This is a genomic window from Undibacterium sp. TC4M20W (assembly GCF_049340245.1).
GTDB lineage: Bacteria > Pseudomonadota > Gammaproteobacteria > Burkholderiales > Burkholderiaceae_D > Undibacterium.
Genome location: NZ_JBMPPI010000046.1, coordinates 1 through 18,964 on the forward strand (window position 1 = coordinate 1; position 18,964 = coordinate 18,964).

Genomic DNA, 18,964 nt, shown 5'->3' on the forward strand with positions numbered 1-18,964 from the left:
CAGGAAGATGAGCGTTACGACCAAATGAAATTGGGACTGTAGCCGCCTTTAGGCGGATCAAGGGTTACCAGCGCCTTTGAGGCGCCCCAGCAATAAACCTCCGGCTTTGCCGGAGGTAATTTAATTTGAAATGGATGCGGCTATTCAGCCAGGGCGCTGGCTTTGAGTGCGCCTATATCGCCGGCAATAATCACGCTGATGTAGCGGCTGATTTTTTCTACCGGCCAGTCCCACCAGGCGATCTGCTCCAGGGTATCGATGACATCGTCGCTAAAGCGCTGGCGTATGGGCTTGGCCGGGTTGCCGCCGACGATGGTATAGGCTGGTACATCGGCAACCACCACGGAGCGTGAAGAAATGATTGCGCCATTGCCTATCTTCACACCCGGCATGATGAGGGCTTCATATCCTATCCAGACGTCATTGCCGATGATGGTGTCGCCCTTGTAGGGCAGGGCTTCAAGATCCATCGGTGTTTTTTCCCAGCCATTGCCAAAAATCTGGAAAGGGTAGGTGGAGATGCCTGCCATATTGTGGTTGGCTCCGTTCATGATGAACTTGACACCACGCGCCAGCGCACAGAATTTGCCGATGATGAGTTTGTCGCCGATGAAGGGGAAATGGTAGAGCACATTACGCTCGAAGTTTTCAGCATCTTCCGGGTCATCATAATAGGTGTAGTCACCGATGATGATATTGGGATTGCTGACGGTATTCTGGATATAGCAAACCTGGGGAAAGCCCTGCATGGGGTGAAGGTTTTTGGGGTCGGGTCCGTGCATAAAATTCAGTATAGATTCTGTGTCGGCTTGGTGCTGGTTCAGTGTGGCTCAATGCTATTTCAGTGCGGTCTCAGTGCTATTTCAGTGCTGTCTCAGTGTTGTATATCATCCAGCAAGCGGTGCAGTGCCGCAGTCATGGCCTTGATCGAACCCTGCATGTCCCATTCATCATTATCAACATTGACGAAGTTGGATATCGCCCGCAACTCCAGGAAGGGCTGGTCTTCCTGCAAACAGGTATAGAAGAAGGCCGCACCTTCCATGTTTTCAAGATCGACGAATTCGGTTTCGACATAATGGGCCATGGCGGCATTCAGTGACATGCTGCGTGCCCTGGCGAACTCTGTTCCTACGGGGATGAAGGGACAGCTCAGTGTATGGCGGCGCTCAAATTCCATGTCTATGGGCAGATGGGCGAGATGGGTAAAACCATCGGGTGTGAAAAAGCCAAGGTCACCTTCGACTTCGCTTTCTATCAGCGCCACGTCACCGATCTTGAAGCTGGAATGAGGGTAAGCCCCGGCAATGCCCGCCATGATGAGCATGTCGGGTTCATATTCATAGATCGCCCGCAGGGTTGCATGGGCAGTCGCAGTGAGCCCTACACCAGAGACAATGGTGATGATGCCTTCGCGCTGGAACAGGGCGGCTTCTGTCTGGGTGGGGAAGAGGACGGCTATTTTCATGATGTCTTGCTTTCTGCTTTTGCTACCGGGCCTGGGCTGACTAGTCTGACTAGTGAATGACTTGCAGGATGTTTTGTATTTTATCAATTACGCGCACGGAAAATGGGAACTGGCGGGTTTTTTAATGCCTGTTGTATGAATTGCGTCGAAAATTTTTGGCATATACTGCATAAATAGGGGGTTTTCCGTCTGGCAAGAACTCTGAGTTTATCCGATTCGCATGATGGGATTGTGAACAACGCTGGATAGTTGGATAAAACACTGAAACTTTGAGAAAGTTTGCCGTAAAGTAGTGAACTGCTATAGTCCACCAGGGCTTGCTTGCTGTTTCCTCCATGATTATTTGCTGCAATAAATGCAGGTGCAACGATGGCCAAAACCAATAAAGAATTTGTCACAGGCTTGTTCCAGATACTTTGGGACAAACAACCAGATCAACAGACTGTGGATTTGTATGCGTCCCGCCTTGATTCTGGTTTGCTCACCCGCGCCGGGGTGGAATACAGTTTTTTGATTGCGCCTGAGTATAGCCCGGTTGCCGAGCAGATCGTGCGGCTTTACCTCGCTGCCTTCAACCGCATACCGGATACCGATGGTTTTACCTTCTGGATGGGCGTACACAGGAATGGCGGCAGCAATAGCCAGATTGCCCAGGTGTTTGCACAATCAGAAGAGTTTGTCAGCAAATACGGTGCAAACTTGTCAAATAGCCAGTTCCTCGACCTGATTTACCAGAACGTGCTTGGCCGCAGCGCCGATGCGGCAGGCCGCGACTACTGGGTAGGGCAGATGAACAACGGCATGGCACGTGGTGAAATCGTCAATCAGTTTGCCCAGTCGCAAGAATTCAAGATAGCCGCCTCGACCAAGGTGTATGCCAGCGTGGTGTATACCACCCTGATAGGGCGTATGCCAACGGCGGCTGAGGCTGCTGCTGCCCCTACCAATGTCGAGCAACTGGTCTTGAAAGTGGCGCAGGCGTCTGAAGTGACACCTACCATAGGCAGTATCAGTTATTCAGCCCCGGCATTTGTCGAACAGCAGCTCAATGATGGCAGCATCACCAGCAGCATTATCCTCACCCTGACTGGCGACACCTTCAAAGGTAATGTCGGCACATCCCTGGGCAAGATCACCAATGTACCCACAGGCCTGACTGGCACCCTGGTCAAGACGACCGATACCACCGCTACCTTGACCCTGAGCGGCAAGGCCACGGCCAATGCCAGTATCAACAATGTCGCGAACCTGACGGTGACGCTGGACAATACCTCATTCACTGGCGGCAAGGTTGTCAATATCATCAATGCAGTCAAGTCTGATCTGCAGATCAATTACATCGATATCCCGCTTAATGAAACCAACCACCTGCTCAGTGGCAAAGGCGCGCTGACCACGCCGCTGGTGGTAGATCTGGGCCAGGATTTGCTGACGCTGGACGGCAAACCGCTGGCCTTGCTGAGTGGTGATATCAAGAAGGTCGATTATGTCGATCTTAGCCTGATTGCAGCGCCTGCCAGCAGCACTGGCACCACCACCGGCTCATCCGCAGGCAAGGTGACGGTGACCACCACTATCAAGGGCGATGAAGCGAATAATTTGCTGATAGGTTCGAATTACGCGAATTTCTTCACTGGCGGTGGCGGTATCGACACCATGCAGGGTGGCATAGGGGTTGATACCTATGCTTTTGGCATTACCCCGGTTGCTAATGGTGTGGATACCATCACCAATTTCACCATAGGTAAGGGGGGTGATGTATTGAATTTCTCTGCCTTCCTGAACAAGACCGGCACCACCAGGATTGCCGCTGTCAATGCTGCAGCCACTACCCCAAAAGCCTGGGCCAATGGCGATGTGCTGACGGTGCAGGGCAATGCGCTCGACACCACAAAGATCGCTGCCTTGTTTGGTACCGGCAAGGCGTTTACCGGCCCCACTGTTGCCAGCAAGATGGTCGTTATCACCGCTGACATCATAGGCGACGCCAGCATCTGGTATGTGATCAACCAGCTCGATGTCAACAACATCACGCCGGATGAAATCGTGCTGGTAGGGATATTGAAAAATGTGAATAACCTGAGCCTGGTTGGCTTTGATGTGACGAACTTTTTGTAATGTGCAGAGGGATGTACAGGGAGATGTGATGGCGGGATGCGACAGCGGAATGCTACAAAAAGGGCGGCCAGTCAGGTAGCAGCTTATTCCTTGACTACTCTGGTGCCAGCCAATATGTCACCGAGGCGCAGTCGCTTGCTGCCCAGCGCGAACAACCAATCGACCACTGTCAGTGCCAGGATATTGCGCACAAAGGATTGCGTGAGGTTACAGGGCTGCTCAGTGTCACGCTGTAGCACACGTATGCCCATAATGCGCTTGCCCAGGCTTTGCCCATCAAAGCCATCCTTGAACAAGAGGTAAAGCGACCACAATATCAGGATGGCCCGGTTAGTCTGCTTGAACAGGTTGGGCAGGGCGACGGTGATCAGCAAACCCAGCATGGCCAGTAGCAGGGCGATGCCTATCACATCAATAAGCTGGGCGGCCAGGCGATGTGACATATAGGCCAGCTTGTCATCAGCAGGTTTTTGCTGCTCGGCACTTTTCAGGTATTGCTGGCGGTGTTCCCTGAAAGCATTGATATCCACACCACGTACCGACAGTATCGATTCCACCGCAGCATACTCATGTTCAGCCAGATCAGGCTTGATACCCAGGGCGAGCAAATCCCCCGTCTCTCTTGACGCATAATTGTCATGCAATGGTGTCAGTAGCGCATTCATTCTTGCAATTCAAAGCCCAGGATAGGGGATGCCATGCTTAAGCATAGCGTATTCAACAGACAAGTTTTGCCAAAAATTGTTGCAACATATTACGGCGCGAGATGAAACTTCATTAGCCCGTAAATAAGTACAGATATCGGCGCACATATAAGCGTACATATAAGCCCAAAATAAGCCGGAAGTAAGCCATCAACCCACGCATGTGCAAACGCCGCGTGCCCGCGAGAAGCTGAAGATACCAGTCACCGGGCCAGAAATCAAAACCTTGCAAATAGCTTGTCATGTGCAAAGTAATGGCAATATGATTACTTGTTGCCATGCGGCAGCGATGCGACTCGCCAGAATACGCCTGCGCCCATAGGTAAAACAACATGCATGCAAATATTTAACAATTGCGTTCAGCCCATTGATATTAATCATATTAATTGTGGGCAACGTCGTCAATTTGCAACTAAATGCTGAGACTGATGCGCAGCCGTACAGAGGCAAGTGACCATCATGCTCTTCTCAATTCCATGGTCGTTGCAATTAGTTAACATGATTCCCGAAAAAATGATTTCCAGTCTGGCTATAACAGAAGGCCGGGTTTGCCAGATGACTGCATGACAAAATCAGTGCTATGCTGCAAAAGCTGTTGCCACAGAATATCCCGTCTTTTGTCATCACTGGAGAACCGGTATGTTTTTTTCGTCGCTACGCAGGAAGCTCATCAGTATCTGTGTGTCCATCGTTGTGATTGCCATGCTTGCCATGGTGGTGGCAAATTTCTTTACCACGCGCTCGCGCACCATGGATGCACTCAACAGCCAGTTACTGCAACTGTCTCAAAGCCATGCAACCGCCATTACCGAGTGGGTCAAGTCCAAGCAGGCCGCAGTCGCCTCGCTGAAGCTGGCGGCAGAATTGCCCGAGCCTCTGGGTGCACTCAAGGCGGGTGAGCAGGCAGGTGTGTTTGACATGGTCTATATCGGTTTTGCCGACAAGCATGCGGTGTTCTCGCAAGACCGCAAACGCGCGGCCGACTATGACCCTACCGCACGCCCCTGGTATATCAAGGCCAGCGAAGCAGGTGGCCCCATCATTACTGCCCCCTATATCGGGGCCAGTACCGGCAAACTGGTAGTGACCTTTGCCGACCCCATAGGCGGCAAGGGCAGTATCACTGCCGTGGCCGCCGCCGATGTCATGCTAGACGTGGTGACCAGCAATGTAGGCTCGATCAAACCTACGCCAGCCAGCTTTGCGTTTTTGCTCGACGGCAGCGGCAAGATCATTGCCCACCCTAATGAGAAGTTGACGCTGAAGCCGCTCAGCGATCTCGATGCCAGCCTGACCACACAGGTGCTGAATGCGACCGAAGCATCCAAGACCAGCAGCACCGTACACCTGAACGGGCGCGAGGGCATGCTGTTCGTCACCAAAATCGCTGGCACTGACTGGCTGCTGGCAACCGTGCTGGACAGGGCAGAGGCCACCCAGGCACTGACCGCCATGCTGACCGCCTCTGCCGTCACCGCCATCATCGTGGTCGCACTGGCCGCCCTGGTATTGACAGCACTGGTAGCCCAGGCCCTGAAAAAACTGGAGCTGGTGCGCGATGCCATGGCAGACATTGCGACTGGCGAAGGTGACCTGACCCGGCGCCTGGCCGCCGATGGTAAGGACGAACTCGCACAGATCAGCGAGGCCTTCAACCGCTTTGTCGATAAGATCGCGGCGGTGCTGATAGACATACGCGCCACCAGCGGCTCGGTCAGGTTGGCCTCTGGCGAGATTGCAGCGGGTAATGCTGACCTGTCTGCCCGCACTGAAAGCCAGGCCAGCTCGCTCGAAGAAACCGCTTCATCGATGGAAGAGCTGACCTCTACCGTCAAGCAAAATGCCGATAATGCACGCCAGGCCAACCAGCTCGCTGCTTCAGCCGCCACCGTGGCAGGCAAGGGCGGTGAGGTGGTGTCGCAAGTCGTCACCACGATGGATTCGATCAAGGACAGTTCACGCAAGATCGTGGATATCATCAGCGTCATTGATGGCATTGCCTTCCAGACCAATATCCTGGCGTTGAATGCAGCAGTAGAAGCGGCGCGTGCCGGTGAGCAAGGCCGTGGCTTTGCTGTGGTGGCATCTGAAGTGCGCAACCTTGCGCAGCGTTCAGCCACTGCCGCCAAAGAAATCAAAACCCTGATTGATGATTCTGTCGTCAAGGTTGACTCTGGTTCTCGTCTGGTCGATGAAGCAGGGCAGACCATGGGCGAGATCGTCACCTCGGTCAAGCAGGTCGCCGACATCATGAGCGAGATCACCGCCGCCAGCCAGGAACAAAGCTCAGGCATAGAAGAAGTCAACCGCGCCGTGACCCAGATGGATGAAATGACACAGCAAAACGCTGCCCTAGTTGAAGAGGCTGCGGCTGCGGCTGAGAGCCTGCAGGAACAGGCAGAACACCTGTCGAAAATCATCAGCATGTTCAAGCTCGACGATGCCCAGGCAGCCACCAGCAAACCACAGGCCAGTTCACCAAGGGGTGCAACTGGACCAAAACCCGCCAACAGATCTGTCACTGCTGTCACCAGGCCAGCATCAAGGGTGGCTGCACCCAAGGCAGCGAGTAAGCCAGATGAGCAGTGGGATGAATTTTAGGCGACGGTGTTGAGTTGCGGTTGCTCATGAATGAGTACGCGCTGCTGAACTTACTTTAAGCCGACAAGGAACTGGCAGACTCTTTTTATCACCCAGTCTTCCTGTTCCCTGTGCGGCACATGTTGCGCGCCAGCGATGATCTCCAGTTGTGCAGGGCCAGTTGTCAGCCCTGCGATCTGCTCAGGGTGCAGGTTTGAACCATATTCGTCATGCTCACCATGCAGTACCAGGGCAGGGCATCTTACTTGTGGCAGCACATCGCGCAGTGACCAGTTAGCGAAGGCGGATGACAGCCAGGTATTGATCCAGGCATTGAGCACCCATGCGGCCTTGTCACCGTGGTAGCGGCGCAGGCGGTCTAATGCGCCTGGCTGCTGGAACTGCTGTTGCGCTTCGATAAGGCCCGCCCGTGTTTTGTCTTCGACCAGGGCCTGTGCAGACTCAGTGATCAGGGCATCGCAGATGTCAGTGTAAAGAGCTGAAAAATGCACCGCCATGCCACCGCCTACGCTATGCCCCATGACTATAAAGCGCTCAAAACCAAAGTGGCTTTGCAGCAGTGGTAAAGAAGTCGCCGCTTCCTGCGCAATAAAATCCAGGCTCAACACATCGTCACGCGCATCAGATTGTCCAAAGCCCAGCCTGTCGTAAGCGATAACTTGTCTCCCACTATGATCAGCCAGCAGTGCGGGAAAGCTACGCCATAAAGCTACACAGCCGAGGGAATCATGCAGTAGCAAAATAGGCGGCTGGTTATCATGGCCCTCATGGTTTGTCGGTTGCCAGCTACAGGCATACAGTTGGCCTGCTTCGGTTTTTATTCTGTGCTCAGTTGATTTTATTTTTTCATCTCTCATTATTGGTGATCTTTCATGTCTCAGACGTTGCCACACAATCGACCGGGCTAGCGATCGAATTGCTTAGCCTGCTGTCTGGATGATAGCAGCAAGGGCAGGCGGGCAAAGTGGGAATGTATAATTGTAGCCATGCAGGGAAACTGATCTTGCCAAACCGCGAACAAATGCTACGCGTCATTTAGCCAATTCAAATATGCTCAAACGCCATCTTTGCCCGCAATGCCGTACTGATTTGCAGTTGACCCCACCCATGTTGACTAGACATCGCTGGTATAAACTGGTCCGGCGGGTGAGTTATGACTGCCCATCCTGTCAAGCTGTGCTTGAGCGCCATTTCAGTGAGATTGATATGGGCTTTGCTTCGGCATTGTCCCTGGGCATGGCTGGTGCCCTGTGGGGGCCGGGCAAACCTTTATTGCTGGTGGTTGTCTTGGCTTTTGGCCTCAGGTTGATTGCAGGGCGTCTTTGCTCTGTGTACGTACTCGCTAAAAAGCAGAGATAGCACATTCTGTTGTGCTGCTATCAGCCGATGGCGAACCGGCAGGCGTGCATAGCTCCCTGCGTATCTCCAGTGCCATTGCACCTGCACCCCTGCCCGTGCCGCGATTGTGTTTGTGAACATTGGCTTGCGCAGTCACATCAAGCCAGACTTCTATGGACTTGATTAGCTGGTGTTGCTGGCTAGTTTCAATTTCAAACTCGATGAATTTTTCTTGCTGGCTCAATATTGTGCCCATCACTGTGTCTCGCATCCACGGCAAATCAGCGACAAGATCAATGATGATGCTATTGCCCCAGTCTATACCGTGGGCAAGACCGGCATCATGTAAGGCCTTGGGAAGTGCATGTGCGCGCCAATAGGTGGCTGTGGTTCTCAAGCCATATTCGCTTAATCTGTTTTGCTCCTGAACATTGCGCTGTCTCTTTTTGCTTAAGCGAACAATGTCGGTGGGTGGGTCAATCTTGTTCATCACTGTATCATCACTGAATTATCACTGAGCTGCAGGGCGACACTGACGCGCATGAGTTTCAATTCTTTTCATACTCTTCCAGATCCTTGATGCGCCGCTCAGTATGGGTTTGCATGCAACTGATGGACATCACGCCGCGTATGGTGCCTGCAATGTGGTACTGATAGACGGCATTGCAATCCGCCTCACGGAATTTGATCCACGCGCGTTGGGCTTCTATGAGCGTAGTCTTGGATGCCTTGTCCAGATCACCGTCAGCAATCTGTTTGTCGAGGAACTTCATCACGCGCTGATAGACGACGTTGAGTTTTGCTTCCACTTTCTTTTGTTCTATGGATGCGCATTCATTGATTTCAAGCGTATTGGATGCCTTGCTGCAATCCAGTGCCAGGGCCAATTGGCTGGCACAGGCCAGGGTAATCAAGCAGATGAGGTAGCGCATGGGTTCAGCCTTGTTGGTTGTGGTCAGTATATTTTGATGGTGCCGTGTTTGCTGTTTCAGCCGATTCAGCCGATTCAGCCAATATGGCCTCATAAATCTTGAGGTCACTGTCCGAGAAGCAACAGAAAATCACTTCCTGTAGCACGGGGTAGTCTGTCAGCGCTGAGCGCACATAGCTTACCGCAATGCGGGCGGCCTGTTCTATGGGGTAGCCATAAATACCGGTGCTGATGCTGGGAAAGGCGATGCTGCTCAACTGTTTTTCTGCTGCAATGCGCATGGCGTTGTAATAACAAGAGGCCAGCAGGCCAGCTTCATTGTTGGTCCCGTTGCGCCACACCGGGCCCACGGTGTGGATGATGAAACTGGCGGGCAAACGATAGCCCTTGGTGAGCTTTGCTTCTCCGGTTTTACAACCACCGAGCAGACGGCATTCATGCACCAGATCCGGTCCTGCAGCTCTGTGTATTGCCTCATCAACGCCACCACCACCCAGCAGGGACGAATTGGCGGCATTGACGATGGCATCGACTTGCAGCTTGGTGATGTCGGCACGGATGGCGAGGATGTGTGGCATGGATGTAATGACTGAATCAAAAATAAGTGTCAAGATATCATGAAAACAGCGTGCTGTTATCAAGCTGTTTTCTCTATGTAAGAGGGCGGGGTTATATCATTTTCATGGTATTTTGCAATCGTTGACTTGCAAAATAGCAATTGTCTAATATGCTTGAAAGAGGTAAAACAATGAAAGCTTGCTTCACCAGACATGAAATTTGAAGGTGAAAAGCAAGTGAGGGGTTGGGCCGGGCGATATCCGGCACCAACCCCAGCTCTGCAATGCCTTATTACAAAAATATCCAGGAGACAGGCAATGAAAATTCAGAATCTGAACATAGGGACGCGTCTCGCCATCGGCTTTGGCCTGGTTATGTTGCTGGCGACGGTTTCTTCCGGAATAGGATTGTGGCGTTTGCATGAGGTTGCTGACAGCACCCGTTCCATGATGCAGGAACCGCTGAAAAAAGAGCGCATGACCGAAGAATGGTACCGGATCACCGTGGCCGGGCTCAAGCGTACCCTGGCGATAGTGAAGAGCAATGACGATGCACTGGCAGAATATTTTGCCGGTGACGCCAAGGCATCGACTGTCAGGAATAATGAAATTCAAAAATACATGGAAGAGCATATCGCCTTCCCTGAAGAGAAAAAACTGCTCGACAATATCATCGCCGTGCGCAAGCAGTATATTGCGCTGCGCGACGAGATCACCAAGCTGAAAAAAGACGGCAAGGCAGATGAAGCGGCAAAGTTGTTTGAAAAATTCATGCCCGTGTCGGATGCCTATCAAAAGAGTGAACTGGATTTTCTTGAGTTCCAGAAAAAAGATGTTGATGACCTGAGTCAGGAAGTCGATGCAATCGCCAAGAGCAGCTCCATGCTGATCAGCGCATTGATCATCCTGTTCATTATTCTTGGCAGTGTCTGCGCGTGGTTTCTGACCGTAGGCATCACCCGGCCCATGCAGCATGCACTGAATCTGGCACGCAGCGTGGCTGACGGTGACCTGACCACCAATATCGATGTCAAATCGGAAGACGAAACCGGGCGGCTCATGCAGGCTTTGAAAGACATGAACAATGGCCTGGTAAATATCGTCAGCGAAGTACGTAACAGCACAGACACCATCGTCGGTGCATCAACTGATATCGCCAATGGCAATATGGACTTGTCTGCCCGCACCGAGACGCAGGCAGGTTCGCTGGAAGAAACCGCTTCTTCCATGGAAGAGCTGACCAGTACCATGAAGCAGAATTCACAAAACGCCCGTGATGCGAACCAGTTGGCACATGCGGCATCTGATGCTGCCGTCAAGGGTGGTACGGTGGTATCGCAAGTCGTGGTTACGATGGGGGCGATCAGTGATTCATCGAATAAAATCGTCGATATCATTGCCGTTATTGATGGTATTGCGTTTCAGACCAATATCCTGGCTTTGAATGCGGCTGTTGAAGCGGCCCGTGCAGGCGAGCAGGGCAGGGGCTTTGCGGTGGTTGCGTCAGAAGTACGCAACCTGGCGCAAAGGTCAGCCAGCGCGGCGAAAGAAATCAAGGCCCTGATTTCTGATTCAGTCGATAAAGTAGGCGAAGGTGCGCGCCTCGTCGATCAGGCTGGTGCGACCATGTCCGAGATCGTCGATAGCGTCGCAAAAGTGACGAGCATCATGAATGAAATCAATAACGCCAGCAAAGAGCAGTCCGCCGGCATAGACCAGATCAACAATGCCATCATACAAATGGATAGCGTGACCCAGCAAAACGCAGCACTGGTCGAAGAAGCTGCCGCTGCCGCAAAAAGCTTGCAGGATCAGGCTGGCAATTTGTCGAATGTGGTCAGCATTTTCAAAGTGCAACAACAGTTCACGCACGCCAGCTCCGGCAGGGCTGTGAAATCAGATAAGAGGCTGGCATATAGGCAATGAGCAAGCCCCTGCAATTTAGTCCTTTGCGGGTCTTGCAAGGCGCAGTGATATTTTTGTTACTGACGCTCATGCTGCCCGCTGGTGCTGTCACAGAGATACATACGGCTGCCCAGGAGGCATCGGAGCCCAAGTATATTGCCATCGTCAATCAGCAAGGCAAGCTTGCGATAGGCGGGATGTGTGTAGATATTATGCGCGCGATGGAAAAGGCTGACCCTGAGCTGCAATTTACCGGTGACCAGCTCTGGCAACCGCGTGCGCGTATAGACGCGGGTCTGAAGGCGGGTAATATTGATGTCATTTGCGGAGTGCAACGCATAGCGCGTAATACCTCACAATACCAGTTCGCCGCGACGCCATTGTTCTCTGTCAATTACCTGCTGGCCGTGCGGGCGGATGATATCGTTGCAGTTGAAGACTGGGATGATATACGCAAGCTAGGCAATGACGGCATCATCCTCGCCCTGCGCGGTTTTGGCATCGTCGATATCCTCACGCAAATGGGCGGTTTGAAGATAGACGACACCGCCACTTCTTCCATCTCGAACCTGAAAAAGCTGCTGGCAGGACGCGGGCGGTTTTATTGCCACCGTTCACCCGGCATAGGCCTGGCGATCAGGCAGGCGGGGCTGGAAGACAAGATACGGCTTTTGAGCAAACCCCAACTAACAGAAAAATTCTACATGGGCATGGCAAAAACCATGTCGCCTGAGCTGGTCAGGAAGATAGGTGCCAGCCTGGTTTTGCTGGAGAAAAATGGGGAATTGAAAAGAATATTTGAGCGCTATCAGGAGTAATATTCACTGGTTCCTTAAGCACGAACTTAAGCCAATGAGTATGCCAATGAGTATGTTAATTATTCGCAAGTTACCGTTCTCAATTTGAATTTCCCGACGATATCCAGCAGGGCCCTATCTTTCTGGTCTCCAAGATAAGGTGCAATCAGAATATGGTTTCTCGGCTGCCTGGCGATTTTTTCTGGCGAATCATCCACTATGGTAATCTGGTCTAGCGTATATCCCTGACCCTGGATTTTTCTCAAATCCTTGATATAAACATAGCTATTGCTTTTGATGTCCACCCGCTGCACACAGCGCTCGACCGACCAGGCAAACTTGACTGGGTAGCGAGTACCAAAGATTTGCGCGACCACAGCATCTACATATTCCCTTGATGACGATGACCATACTGCCAGGTCGTAATGTGGCGCCAGTTCTTCCAGCATTTCTACCAAGAAGGGCCGCTGATAAACAAAGTAGGGTGGAAATGCAAAAGCCATAGGCTGATCCAAATCAGTCATGCTTGCATGGACCAATGTTTCATCGAGATCGAAGACAATAAGCTGGCGTTGTTTATTCGAATTCATATTTATCTTATGCCGCCTTTTGCAGATGCAGTTCCTATCTTTGGCCTTGGCCTTGACCATTGCTACAGCATGATAGATGCAGCGCTAGCTCCCGGCAAGCAGGTAAGTTATGGCTGAGGGTAATACATTAAAACCTGATGTTTTCCGCTTGCCAGGCTGTTTTGTTTCTCGTTGACGAAATGAAGCCTGCCGGTATGACGTTGATGCCCTGATCGCTGCAGAATTGCAGGGGCATTGCCTGTGACTTTGCTCGCCTTGTCTTCAGATGATCAGATGTTTGGTGTTGCCGGCATCCTTGCCAGCACTCTCACGCACCAGCATCTGACGCCGTGGTTATCTGCCGTTTTTGTTCCTGCGCAATTCCGTGGCAAGGGTATTGCTTCGGCACTGTCGCTGCGCGCTGCGGAAGAGGCGCGATCTATAGGCTTTGATCATTTTTATTTGTTCACACCGCGTAATGAATCGCTGTATGCACGCCTTGGCTGGCAGACCATTGAGAATGCCAGGCTGGACAATACGCCGGTCACGATCATGAGCAGGGCCACAAATCCTGCCTGATTATCCAGTAGGCAGATAGGCCGGATTTTATTTGTATTTTATAAATATAGGTAATTATCTCTACAAAATTTGTAATAACTCATATTATTGTGTAGTATGTGTTTCATGAAAACGCAAACTATCAATGCTGATCCATCTGCCCGCTGGCTATTGCTGGTGCTGAGCCTGCCCACGAACAGTGCAACCGGGCGCATGCGTATCTGGCGTAATCTCAAGGCCCTGGGTTGCGGCTCCCTGCGCGATGGGGCTTATCTTTTACCTTTTGGTGAGGTGCAGCAACAGGCACTGCAGGATTTGTCGGAAGAAACCTTGCGTGAAGGTGGTAGTGCCTGGCTATTGCATGTCTGGGCCCAGACTGAAGACGAGAATCTGGCTTTCCAGGCCTTGTTTGACCGCAGTGGCGAATATGCAACCTGGCTGCAGACTCTGGCAGATGCACGTCCCGGCCTGGGCAATTTGAAGCCGCAGGAAATTACCAAGCTTTTGCGCAAAATGCGGCGTGAGTATGAGGCTTTCAAAAGCATAGATTACTTCCCTGGTGATGGCAGCAACACGGTTGAAGCTGCCTGGATGGATTTCATGCAGGCGGCAGAGGGCCTGTTATCGGTCGGTGAGCCGCAGGCAGTGCAGGCGGCAATCAAAGCACTGGCCATCGATGATTATCAGGGCCGTACCTGGGCTACCCGCCAGCACCTGTGGGTGGACAGGGTGGCTTGCGCCTGGCTGATACGCCGCTTCATCGATAGACATGCGCGCTTTGTCTGGCTGGAGTCGGTCAAGGATTGCCCGCCAGGTGCGCTGGGCTTTGACTTTGACGGTGCAGCATTTACCCATGTCGGTGACCGTGTCAGTTTTGAGGTCTTGCTGGCCAGTTTTGATCTGGAAGCTGACCGTGGCTTGCAAAGATTGGGGGCCATGGTGCATGTACTCGATATTGGCAATGGCTATGTGCCTGAGGCCAGTGGTTTTGAAGCCATGCTGGCCGGTGCACGGCAAAACGCCCGTGACGATGATGACTTGCTGGACAAAATAAGCGTGGTACTGGATGCGCTTTACCAGCATTTTTCTGTAGTGCAGCCAAGTACAACATAAGAGGTCACTGCGATGAGCCAGAGCCTGCCTGATTCAAATCAAACTGTACCAGATGTACCAGATGTACCAGATTCCGCCCCCGCTTATACGCTGTGGCAAATGGTGCTCTACATGCTGCGACTGGGGGCGTTGGGCTTTGGTGGCCCGGTGGCGCTGGTCGGCTATATGCAACGTGACCTGGTTGAGCAGCGCGGCTGGATTTCGCCCGCTGATTACAAAGAGGGCCTGGCATTGGCGCAACTGGCCCCGGGCCCGCTGGCGGCGCAGCTAGGCATCTATATGGGCTATGTGCATTACCGCATCTGGGGGGCGACGCTGGCAGGCATTGCCTTTGTCTTGCCTTCTTTCGTGATGGTGGTGTTATTGGGTTGGGCTTATACCAGCTATGGCGGCCTTACCTGGATGCAGGCAGTGTTTTATGGTGTCGGTGCTGCGGTGGTTGGCATCATCGTCATGAGCACCAAAAAGCTCACGCAAAAAAGCATAGGCAAGGACAAGCTGCTATGGGCTATTTATCTTTTGCTGGCAGCACTGACCTTTATCACCGAGACAGAAATCGCCTGGCTGTTTATCGCTGCCGGTGTGCTGGTCTGGCTGTTGCGTGCACCACCTGCATGGCTGGGTGGTAGCAAACTGCCCGGCCTGACGCTGCTGCAATTACCCGTCATAGGCAGCATGCTGGCTACGCAAGACGCCTCGCTGTTAACACAGATCGCCATCTTCTTTGCCAAGGCCGGGGCCTTTGTATTTGGTTCTGGCCTGGCGATTGTCCCTTTCCTGTATGGCGGTGTAGTGACTGAACATCACTGGCTGACGGACAAGCAGTTTGTCGATGCCGTTGCAGTTGCCATGATCACGCCCGGGCCAGTGGTCATCACGGTGGGTTTTATCGGCTACCTGGTAGCGGGTTTGCCGGGGGCAACAGTGGCTGCGCTGGCTACCTTTTTGCCCTGCTATCTGTTCACTGTCATCCCGGCACCTTACTTTAAAAAATATGGCAAGTTGCCCGGTGTGATTGCTTTTGTCGATGGCATCACGGCGGCAGCGATAGGTGCGATTGCCGGTTCTGTGCTGGTCATTGCCAGGCGCTCAATACTGGATGTACCGACGGCAGTGATTGCCCTGGTCAGTATCTTCCTGTTGTGGAAGTTCAAGAAGTTACAGGAACCCGTCATCGTTGCGGCTGCAGCGGTTCTGGGTCTGCTCATTTACCCCTTGCTTCACCCTTAGAGGAGTTGGAAATGAAACAAACTGAACAAACAGAACAAACAACGCAAATTGTCAGCGTTGCAGAATTCATGCGTGAATTAAGCAGTGCCAACCCGCCAGCCGTGATTGATGTACGCAGGCGTCCGGCCTTTGAAGCTGACAGCTTGCAGGTTGTCGGGGCAGTCTGGCTGGACCCTGAGCAGGTGACTAACTGGGCACCGGCGCTGACACAGCAACAGAATGTCGTTGTGTATTGCATCAAGGGACATGAAGTCGGTATTAATTGCGCCAGCGCTCTTAATGAAGCGGGTATCGCAGCACGATACCTCGAAGGTGGGCTGGAAGCCTACAAACAGGCTGGCGGCATGCTGGCCAGACGGGCAGGCTAAGTCCTGTCATCATCGTGGGAGAACAATCATGCAATGGATCACCCGTGAACGACCCAAGATAGACCGCATTGCCTGCCCCTGGCTGATCGTGAATTTCATCGACAGTGAAGCAGAATTCTTATATGTGCCTGATACCGATGTCTTGCGCATCGCCACAGAAACCGCTGCCATACCGTATGACATTCCTGGCGTGGAATTGAGCCATGTCGGTGACTTGTGCAGTTTTGATGCTTTCCTGAAGAAATATGCAATGGCCGATCCTGCCTTGCAAATCCTGGCGACCATCGTCCGTGGCGCAGACACCGGCAAGCTGGATTTGACGGCGCAATCGGCAGGCCTGTATGCCTTGTCACTGGGCTTGTCAAAAACCTTTGTAGATGACCACATCATGCTAAGACATGGCATGGTCATGTATGACGCGCTGTATGCGTGGTGCCAGCACTGTCAGGCAGAAGCACATCAATGGCCACCGTTAATGAACTGAAGCATAAGGCGGCTGCGGCTGCCTTTGCTGGCAATCACTTCACCTGGCTGGACGCCGGGCTTTTTTCAAATTGTCCGTTACCCAGATACTTCAGGTATTTGCTGTTGCCATCGGCATCGGCCATCTGGTAATACTCACCCACATGCAGAGTCGGCAGGCCATCGTTAAGGGCCTGCATTTTCTCGGCTGTGACATAGTGAACGGTGCCGGATTGCGAATCGATTCTATAGACCTTGCCGTCGGATGCCGCCACCAGCTCATAGCGCTGGCTGGACCAGCCTCTGTCGCAGGCAGCCAGGTTGAACATCACCAGTAAGATCGATAGTACGCGCAGTTGTTTCATGCCTACTCCAGGAAATTGTCATTCAGGGCTTCAAGACCAAATGAAGATTGAAAATATATTTTCTAAATTGTTATTCTGAAAATATAAATGATCATTATTTAAATTGCAATTAATTTTGCTATGAATATCCATTTGACAGTCATAAGAAAAATATATGCCCTGGGTGAAATGAGTACTTGTCGGTGAACAAGATTTAGGAAATAGCATTGTCATATTCAAATTGAGACAAAATGTTACAATTGCCGTGAAATTCTTTGCATGTCATACATGCATTCAAGCAAGACATCCGTTTCATCTGCCTGGCAGCCATGTGCATGCTGCAGCTTGAGGTAGTGAACCAGTTCCCACATTCAGATAAATTTCATTTATGGCAAACATCAATATCAAACTGTCTCAAAACATGGTTAACGCTAATTACCAGCAATTGATCAAATCGCCTCCTACCAATGGCAGCCTGGGGACTTTGTTTGATGTTTTCCCTAAACTGGGTGCGCTTTGGGCCAGAGATCATGCGTATTATTCTGCACTCGATTTTGGCGGTAATCAGGCGAGGTTTTCCTTCCCTGACGGTGCCAGCATGACTTATACTGGACTGGTGCTCGACGACCCCTATGCTGCAGCAGGCAAGGCCTCGGCGACAAAGTTGAGCTTGTATTACAGCGGGGTAATGTCGATTGTTGAAGGTGGTCAGTTCAATTTCAACTACGCCAATACCACCATCAATGGTGCCAATTCTGTCTCCATTACACCGACCAGTGCTCTGCTGACTGACTTGTCGTTTTCTACCTTATTACCTGCTTATAGTCCCAGCTATGATCCGGTGACAGGGAATGTCTATATCACTGTCAAGGGTGCCATCCGTGGCGACGTCAATAGCAATAATGTAGGTACCATCAGCAAGGTGACGGCAACTGCCGACAAATACATTGCATCGACTATTGTGGAAGGCAATTTCAATCTTTCATCCAACAGCAACAGCGTGGCACAGGGTTTGAGCAAGTCCAGCGTCAGCGGTGTGATGAATTCTTCAGTCACTGAATACTATGATGGCAGCTACAACCGCATCACTGGCGTTTCTGTGTCTTTGTCAGCCAACCAGCAGATAGATGAAAAACTGCTGGCTGATGAGTCTTCGTTTTCCGGTGCAGATGTCATCAGTGTCGATTTACCTGGCGTCATGTATTCGGATTACCTGATCGCCTCAGGCGCAGGTGCCGACCTGATCACCATCAATGGTGGCGGCGGCCGTTTGCACGTCAATGCTGGCAGCGGCAATGATGCCATCAATGTTGGCACAGGCAATCATAATATCGATGGCGGCACTGGCATGGACACCGTCATCATGGCTGGCAATGCCAGCAATTTTGCAATTACCCCGGTTGGTTCGGCTTTTCAGTTGCGCGTCAAATCGAATGGTGATATCGACAGCCTGTTCAACGTCGAACGCCTGCAGTTTTCTGACAAGAGCATCGCGCTCGACATCAATGGCACGGCAGGCCAGGCTTATCGCCTGTACCAGGCTGCATTTGGCCGCAAGCCTGATCTTGAAGGCCTGGGTTACTGGATCAAGGACATGGACAAGGGTTCCAGCCTGACGACGGTGGCAGCAGGTTTTTTCCAGTCGGCTGAATTCCAGAAGCTGTATGGTGCCAACCCATCGACCACGACGCTGATCACGAATTTTTACCAAAACGTCTTGCACCGTGCGCCAGACCAGGCGGGTTTTGATTACTGGAACAATCAGTTAAGCAAAGGCCAGATCACGGCCGCCGGTGCACTGGCGAGCTTCTGTGAAAGTACCGAGAACCAGGCACAGGTCATAGGCACGATACAAAACGGCATAGAGTTCAAGCTGTGGCTGGGTTGAGTTGCTTGCTCTG

20 protein-coding genes are annotated in these 18,964 nt (G+C 52.0%); 11 read left to right on the top strand and 9 right to left on the bottom strand.

Annotation, left to right across the window (positions count from 1 at the left end; all coding sequences use genetic code 11):
- Positions 1–140 precede the first annotated feature (140 nt).
- Together ACO0LL_RS29010 and ACO0LL_RS29015 are read right to left on the bottom strand one after the other, a co-directional pair.
- Positions 141–782 (bottom strand): Vat family streptogramin A O-acetyltransferase, encoded by a 642-nt coding sequence (locus tag ACO0LL_RS29010; RefSeq protein WP_422954302.1) that lies wholly within the window; start codon positions 780–782, stop codon positions 141–143.
- A gap of 92 nt (positions 783–874) precedes the next feature.
- Positions 875–1,468, bottom strand: coding sequence for a hypothetical protein (locus ACO0LL_RS29015; protein ID WP_422954303.1), 594 nt, complete (start codon positions 1,466–1,468; stop codon positions 875–877).
- Between the two features lie 369 nt (positions 1,469–1,837).
- Between ACO0LL_RS29015 and ACO0LL_RS29020 the strand changes: the two genes are divergently transcribed.
- Complete coding sequence (locus ACO0LL_RS29020; RefSeq protein ID WP_422954304.1) at positions 1,838–3,586, top strand: DUF4214 domain-containing protein; 1,749 nt, start codon at positions 1,838–1,840, stop codon at positions 3,584–3,586.
- An 83-nt stretch (positions 3,587–3,669) separates the two neighbouring features.
- On the opposite strand, the gene ACO0LL_RS29025 is transcribed toward ACO0LL_RS29020, so the two are convergent.
- Positions 3,670–4,251, bottom strand: coding sequence for an RDD family protein (locus tag ACO0LL_RS29025; RefSeq protein WP_422954305.1), 582 nt, complete (start codon positions 4,249–4,251; stop codon positions 3,670–3,672).
- Positions 4,252–4,929: 678 nt separating this feature from the next.
- Between ACO0LL_RS29025 and ACO0LL_RS29030 the strand changes: the two genes are divergently transcribed.
- Positions 4,930–6,891: a methyl-accepting chemotaxis protein gene (locus tag ACO0LL_RS29030; RefSeq protein WP_422954306.1), complete on the top strand. Its 1,962-nt coding sequence runs from the start codon at positions 4,930–4,932 to the stop codon at positions 6,889–6,891.
- Positions 6,892–6,941: 50 nt separating this feature from the next.
- Here the strand turns inward: ACO0LL_RS29030 and ACO0LL_RS29035 are convergent, their stop codons facing one another.
- Positions 6,942–7,748, bottom strand: coding sequence for an alpha/beta fold hydrolase (locus ACO0LL_RS29035; protein ID WP_422954307.1), 807 nt, complete (start codon positions 7,746–7,748; stop codon positions 6,942–6,944).
- A 250-nt stretch (positions 7,749–7,998) separates the two neighbouring features.
- On the opposite strand from ACO0LL_RS29035, the gene ACO0LL_RS29040 reads away from it, so the two are divergent.
- The gene (locus ACO0LL_RS29040) at positions 7,999–8,250 is read left to right on the top strand and encodes a hypothetical protein (RefSeq protein ID WP_422954308.1); all 252 of its coding nucleotides are present in this window, start codon (positions 7,999–8,001) and stop codon (positions 8,248–8,250) included.
- Here ACO0LL_RS29040 and ACO0LL_RS29045 read toward each other — a convergent pair.
- The 3 genes from ACO0LL_RS29045 to ACO0LL_RS29055 are packed head-to-tail and all read right to left on the bottom strand — an operon-like array spanning position 8,234 to position 9,738.
- Positions 8,234–8,719 (bottom strand): hypothetical protein, encoded by a 486-nt coding sequence (locus ACO0LL_RS29045; RefSeq protein ID WP_422954309.1) that lies wholly within the window; start codon positions 8,717–8,719, stop codon positions 8,234–8,236. The genes ACO0LL_RS29040 and ACO0LL_RS29045 overlap by 17 nt on opposite strands.
- A 58-nt stretch (positions 8,720–8,777) precedes the next feature.
- Entirely contained in the window at positions 8,778–9,161 is a 384-nt protein-coding gene (locus ACO0LL_RS29050; RefSeq protein WP_422954310.1) for a lysozyme inhibitor LprI family protein, read from the bottom strand.
- Between the two features lie 4 nt (positions 9,162–9,165).
- The gene (locus tag ACO0LL_RS29055; RefSeq protein WP_422954311.1) at positions 9,166–9,738 is read right to left on the bottom strand and encodes an O-acetyl-ADP-ribose deacetylase; all 573 of its coding nucleotides are present in this window, start codon (positions 9,736–9,738) and stop codon (positions 9,166–9,168) included.
- Positions 9,739–10,035: 297 nt separating this feature from the next.
- Between ACO0LL_RS29055 and ACO0LL_RS29060 the strand changes: the two genes are divergently transcribed.
- Entirely contained in the window at positions 10,036–11,643 is a 1,608-nt protein-coding gene (locus tag ACO0LL_RS29060) for a methyl-accepting chemotaxis protein (protein WP_422954312.1), read from the top strand.
- On the top strand, positions 11,640–12,440 hold the full coding sequence (locus ACO0LL_RS29065) for a substrate-binding periplasmic protein (RefSeq protein WP_422954313.1): 801 nt from the start codon (positions 11,640–11,642) through the stop codon (positions 12,438–12,440). The genes ACO0LL_RS29060 and ACO0LL_RS29065 overlap by 4 nt, the downstream gene beginning before the upstream one ends.
- A 59-nt stretch (positions 12,441–12,499) precedes the next feature.
- On the opposite strand, the gene ACO0LL_RS29070 is transcribed toward ACO0LL_RS29065, so the two are convergent.
- The gene (locus ACO0LL_RS29070; RefSeq protein ID WP_422954314.1) at positions 12,500–13,009 is read right to left on the bottom strand and encodes an HAD family hydrolase; all 510 of its coding nucleotides are present in this window, start codon (positions 13,007–13,009) and stop codon (positions 12,500–12,502) included.
- A gap of 240 nt (positions 13,010–13,249) precedes the next feature.
- On the opposite strand from ACO0LL_RS29070, the gene ACO0LL_RS29075 reads away from it, so the two are divergent.
- From ACO0LL_RS29075 to ACO0LL_RS29095, 5 genes are all read left to right on the top strand, one after another.
- Positions 13,250–13,567: a GNAT family N-acetyltransferase gene (locus ACO0LL_RS29075; protein WP_422954315.1), complete on the top strand. Its 318-nt coding sequence runs from the start codon at positions 13,250–13,252 to the stop codon at positions 13,565–13,567.
- A 105-nt stretch (positions 13,568–13,672) separates the two neighbouring features.
- Positions 13,673–14,659 (top strand): chromate resistance protein ChrB domain-containing protein, encoded by a 987-nt coding sequence (locus ACO0LL_RS29080; RefSeq protein ID WP_422954316.1) that lies wholly within the window; start codon positions 13,673–13,675, stop codon positions 14,657–14,659.
- A gap of 99 nt (positions 14,660–14,758) precedes the next feature.
- Entirely contained in the window at positions 14,759–15,889 is a 1,131-nt protein-coding gene (locus ACO0LL_RS29085; RefSeq protein ID WP_422954335.1) for a chromate transporter, read from the top strand.
- An 11-nt stretch (positions 15,890–15,900) separates the two neighbouring features.
- Positions 15,901–16,257, top strand: a complete 357-nt coding sequence (locus ACO0LL_RS29090) for a rhodanese-like domain-containing protein (RefSeq protein WP_422954317.1) — start codon at positions 15,901–15,903, stop codon at positions 16,255–16,257.
- A gap of 28 nt (positions 16,258–16,285) precedes the next feature.
- Positions 16,286–16,741 (top strand): chromate resistance protein ChrB domain-containing protein, encoded by a 456-nt coding sequence (locus ACO0LL_RS29095; RefSeq protein ID WP_422954318.1) that lies wholly within the window; start codon positions 16,286–16,288, stop codon positions 16,739–16,741.
- 34 nt (positions 16,742–16,775) lie between these two features.
- Here the strand turns inward: ACO0LL_RS29095 and ACO0LL_RS29100 are convergent, their stop codons facing one another.
- On the bottom strand, positions 16,776–17,084 hold the full coding sequence (locus tag ACO0LL_RS29100; protein WP_422954319.1) for a hypothetical protein: 309 nt from the start codon (positions 17,082–17,084) through the stop codon (positions 16,776–16,778).
- Between the two features lie 400 nt (positions 17,085–17,484).
- Between ACO0LL_RS29100 and ACO0LL_RS29105 the strand changes: the two genes are divergently transcribed.
- The gene (locus ACO0LL_RS29105; protein WP_422954320.1) at positions 17,485–18,951 is read left to right on the top strand and encodes a DUF4214 domain-containing protein; all 1,467 of its coding nucleotides are present in this window, start codon (positions 17,485–17,487) and stop codon (positions 18,949–18,951) included.
- The last annotated feature ends 13 nt before the right edge of the window (positions 18,952–18,964 follow it).

Bases quoted from the DNA above. Each gene is read 5' to 3' on its own strand.
- ACO0LL_RS29010 (WP_422954302.1), bottom strand. From the start codon at position 782: ATGCACGGACCCGACCCCAAAAACCTTCACCCCATGCAGGGCTTTCCC.
- ACO0LL_RS29015 (WP_422954303.1), bottom strand. From the start codon at position 1,468: ATGAAAATAGCCGTCCTCTTCCCCACCCAGACAGAAGCCGCCCTGTTC.
- ACO0LL_RS29100 (WP_422954319.1), bottom strand. From the start codon at position 17,084: ATGAAACAACTGCGCGTACTATCGATCTTACTGGTGATGTTCAACCTG.
- ACO0LL_RS29070 (WP_422954314.1), bottom strand. From the start codon at position 13,009: ATGAATTCGAATAAACAACGCCAGCTTATTGTCTTCGATCTCGATGAA.
- ACO0LL_RS29020 (WP_422954304.1), top strand. From the start codon at position 1,838: ATGGCCAAAACCAATAAAGAATTTGTCACAGGCTTGTTCCAGATACTT.
- ACO0LL_RS29060 (WP_422954312.1), top strand. From the start codon at position 10,036: ATGAAAATTCAGAATCTGAACATAGGGACGCGTCTCGCCATCGGCTTT.
- ACO0LL_RS29030 (WP_422954306.1), top strand. From the start codon at position 4,930: ATGTTTTTTTCGTCGCTACGCAGGAAGCTCATCAGTATCTGTGTGTCC.
- ACO0LL_RS29035 (WP_422954307.1), bottom strand. From the start codon at position 7,748: ATGAGAGATGAAAAAATAAAATCAACTGAGCACAGAATAAAAACCGAA.
- ACO0LL_RS29080 (WP_422954316.1), top strand. From the start codon at position 13,673: ATGAAAACGCAAACTATCAATGCTGATCCATCTGCCCGCTGGCTATTG.
- ACO0LL_RS29025 (WP_422954305.1), bottom strand. From the start codon at position 4,251: ATGAATGCGCTACTGACACCATTGCATGACAATTATGCGTCAAGAGAG.
- ACO0LL_RS29095 (WP_422954318.1), top strand. From the start codon at position 16,286: ATGCAATGGATCACCCGTGAACGACCCAAGATAGACCGCATTGCCTGC.
- ACO0LL_RS29050 (WP_422954310.1), bottom strand. From the start codon at position 9,161: ATGCGCTACCTCATCTGCTTGATTACCCTGGCCTGTGCCAGCCAATTG.
- ACO0LL_RS29085 (WP_422954335.1), top strand. From the start codon at position 14,759: ATGGTGCTCTACATGCTGCGACTGGGGGCGTTGGGCTTTGGTGGCCCG.
- ACO0LL_RS29105 (WP_422954320.1), top strand. From the start codon at position 17,485: ATGGTTAACGCTAATTACCAGCAATTGATCAAATCGCCTCCTACCAAT.
- ACO0LL_RS29065 (WP_422954313.1), top strand. From the start codon at position 11,640: ATGAGCAAGCCCCTGCAATTTAGTCCTTTGCGGGTCTTGCAAGGCGCA.
- ACO0LL_RS29055 (WP_422954311.1), bottom strand. From the start codon at position 9,738: ATGCCACACATCCTCGCCATCCGTGCCGACATCACCAAGCTGCAAGTC.
- ACO0LL_RS29045 (WP_422954309.1), bottom strand. From the start codon at position 8,719: ATGAACAAGATTGACCCACCCACCGACATTGTTCGCTTAAGCAAAAAG.
- ACO0LL_RS29040 (WP_422954308.1), top strand. From the start codon at position 7,999: ATGTTGACTAGACATCGCTGGTATAAACTGGTCCGGCGGGTGAGTTAT.
- ACO0LL_RS29090 (WP_422954317.1), top strand. From the start codon at position 15,901: ATGAAACAAACTGAACAAACAGAACAAACAACGCAAATTGTCAGCGTT.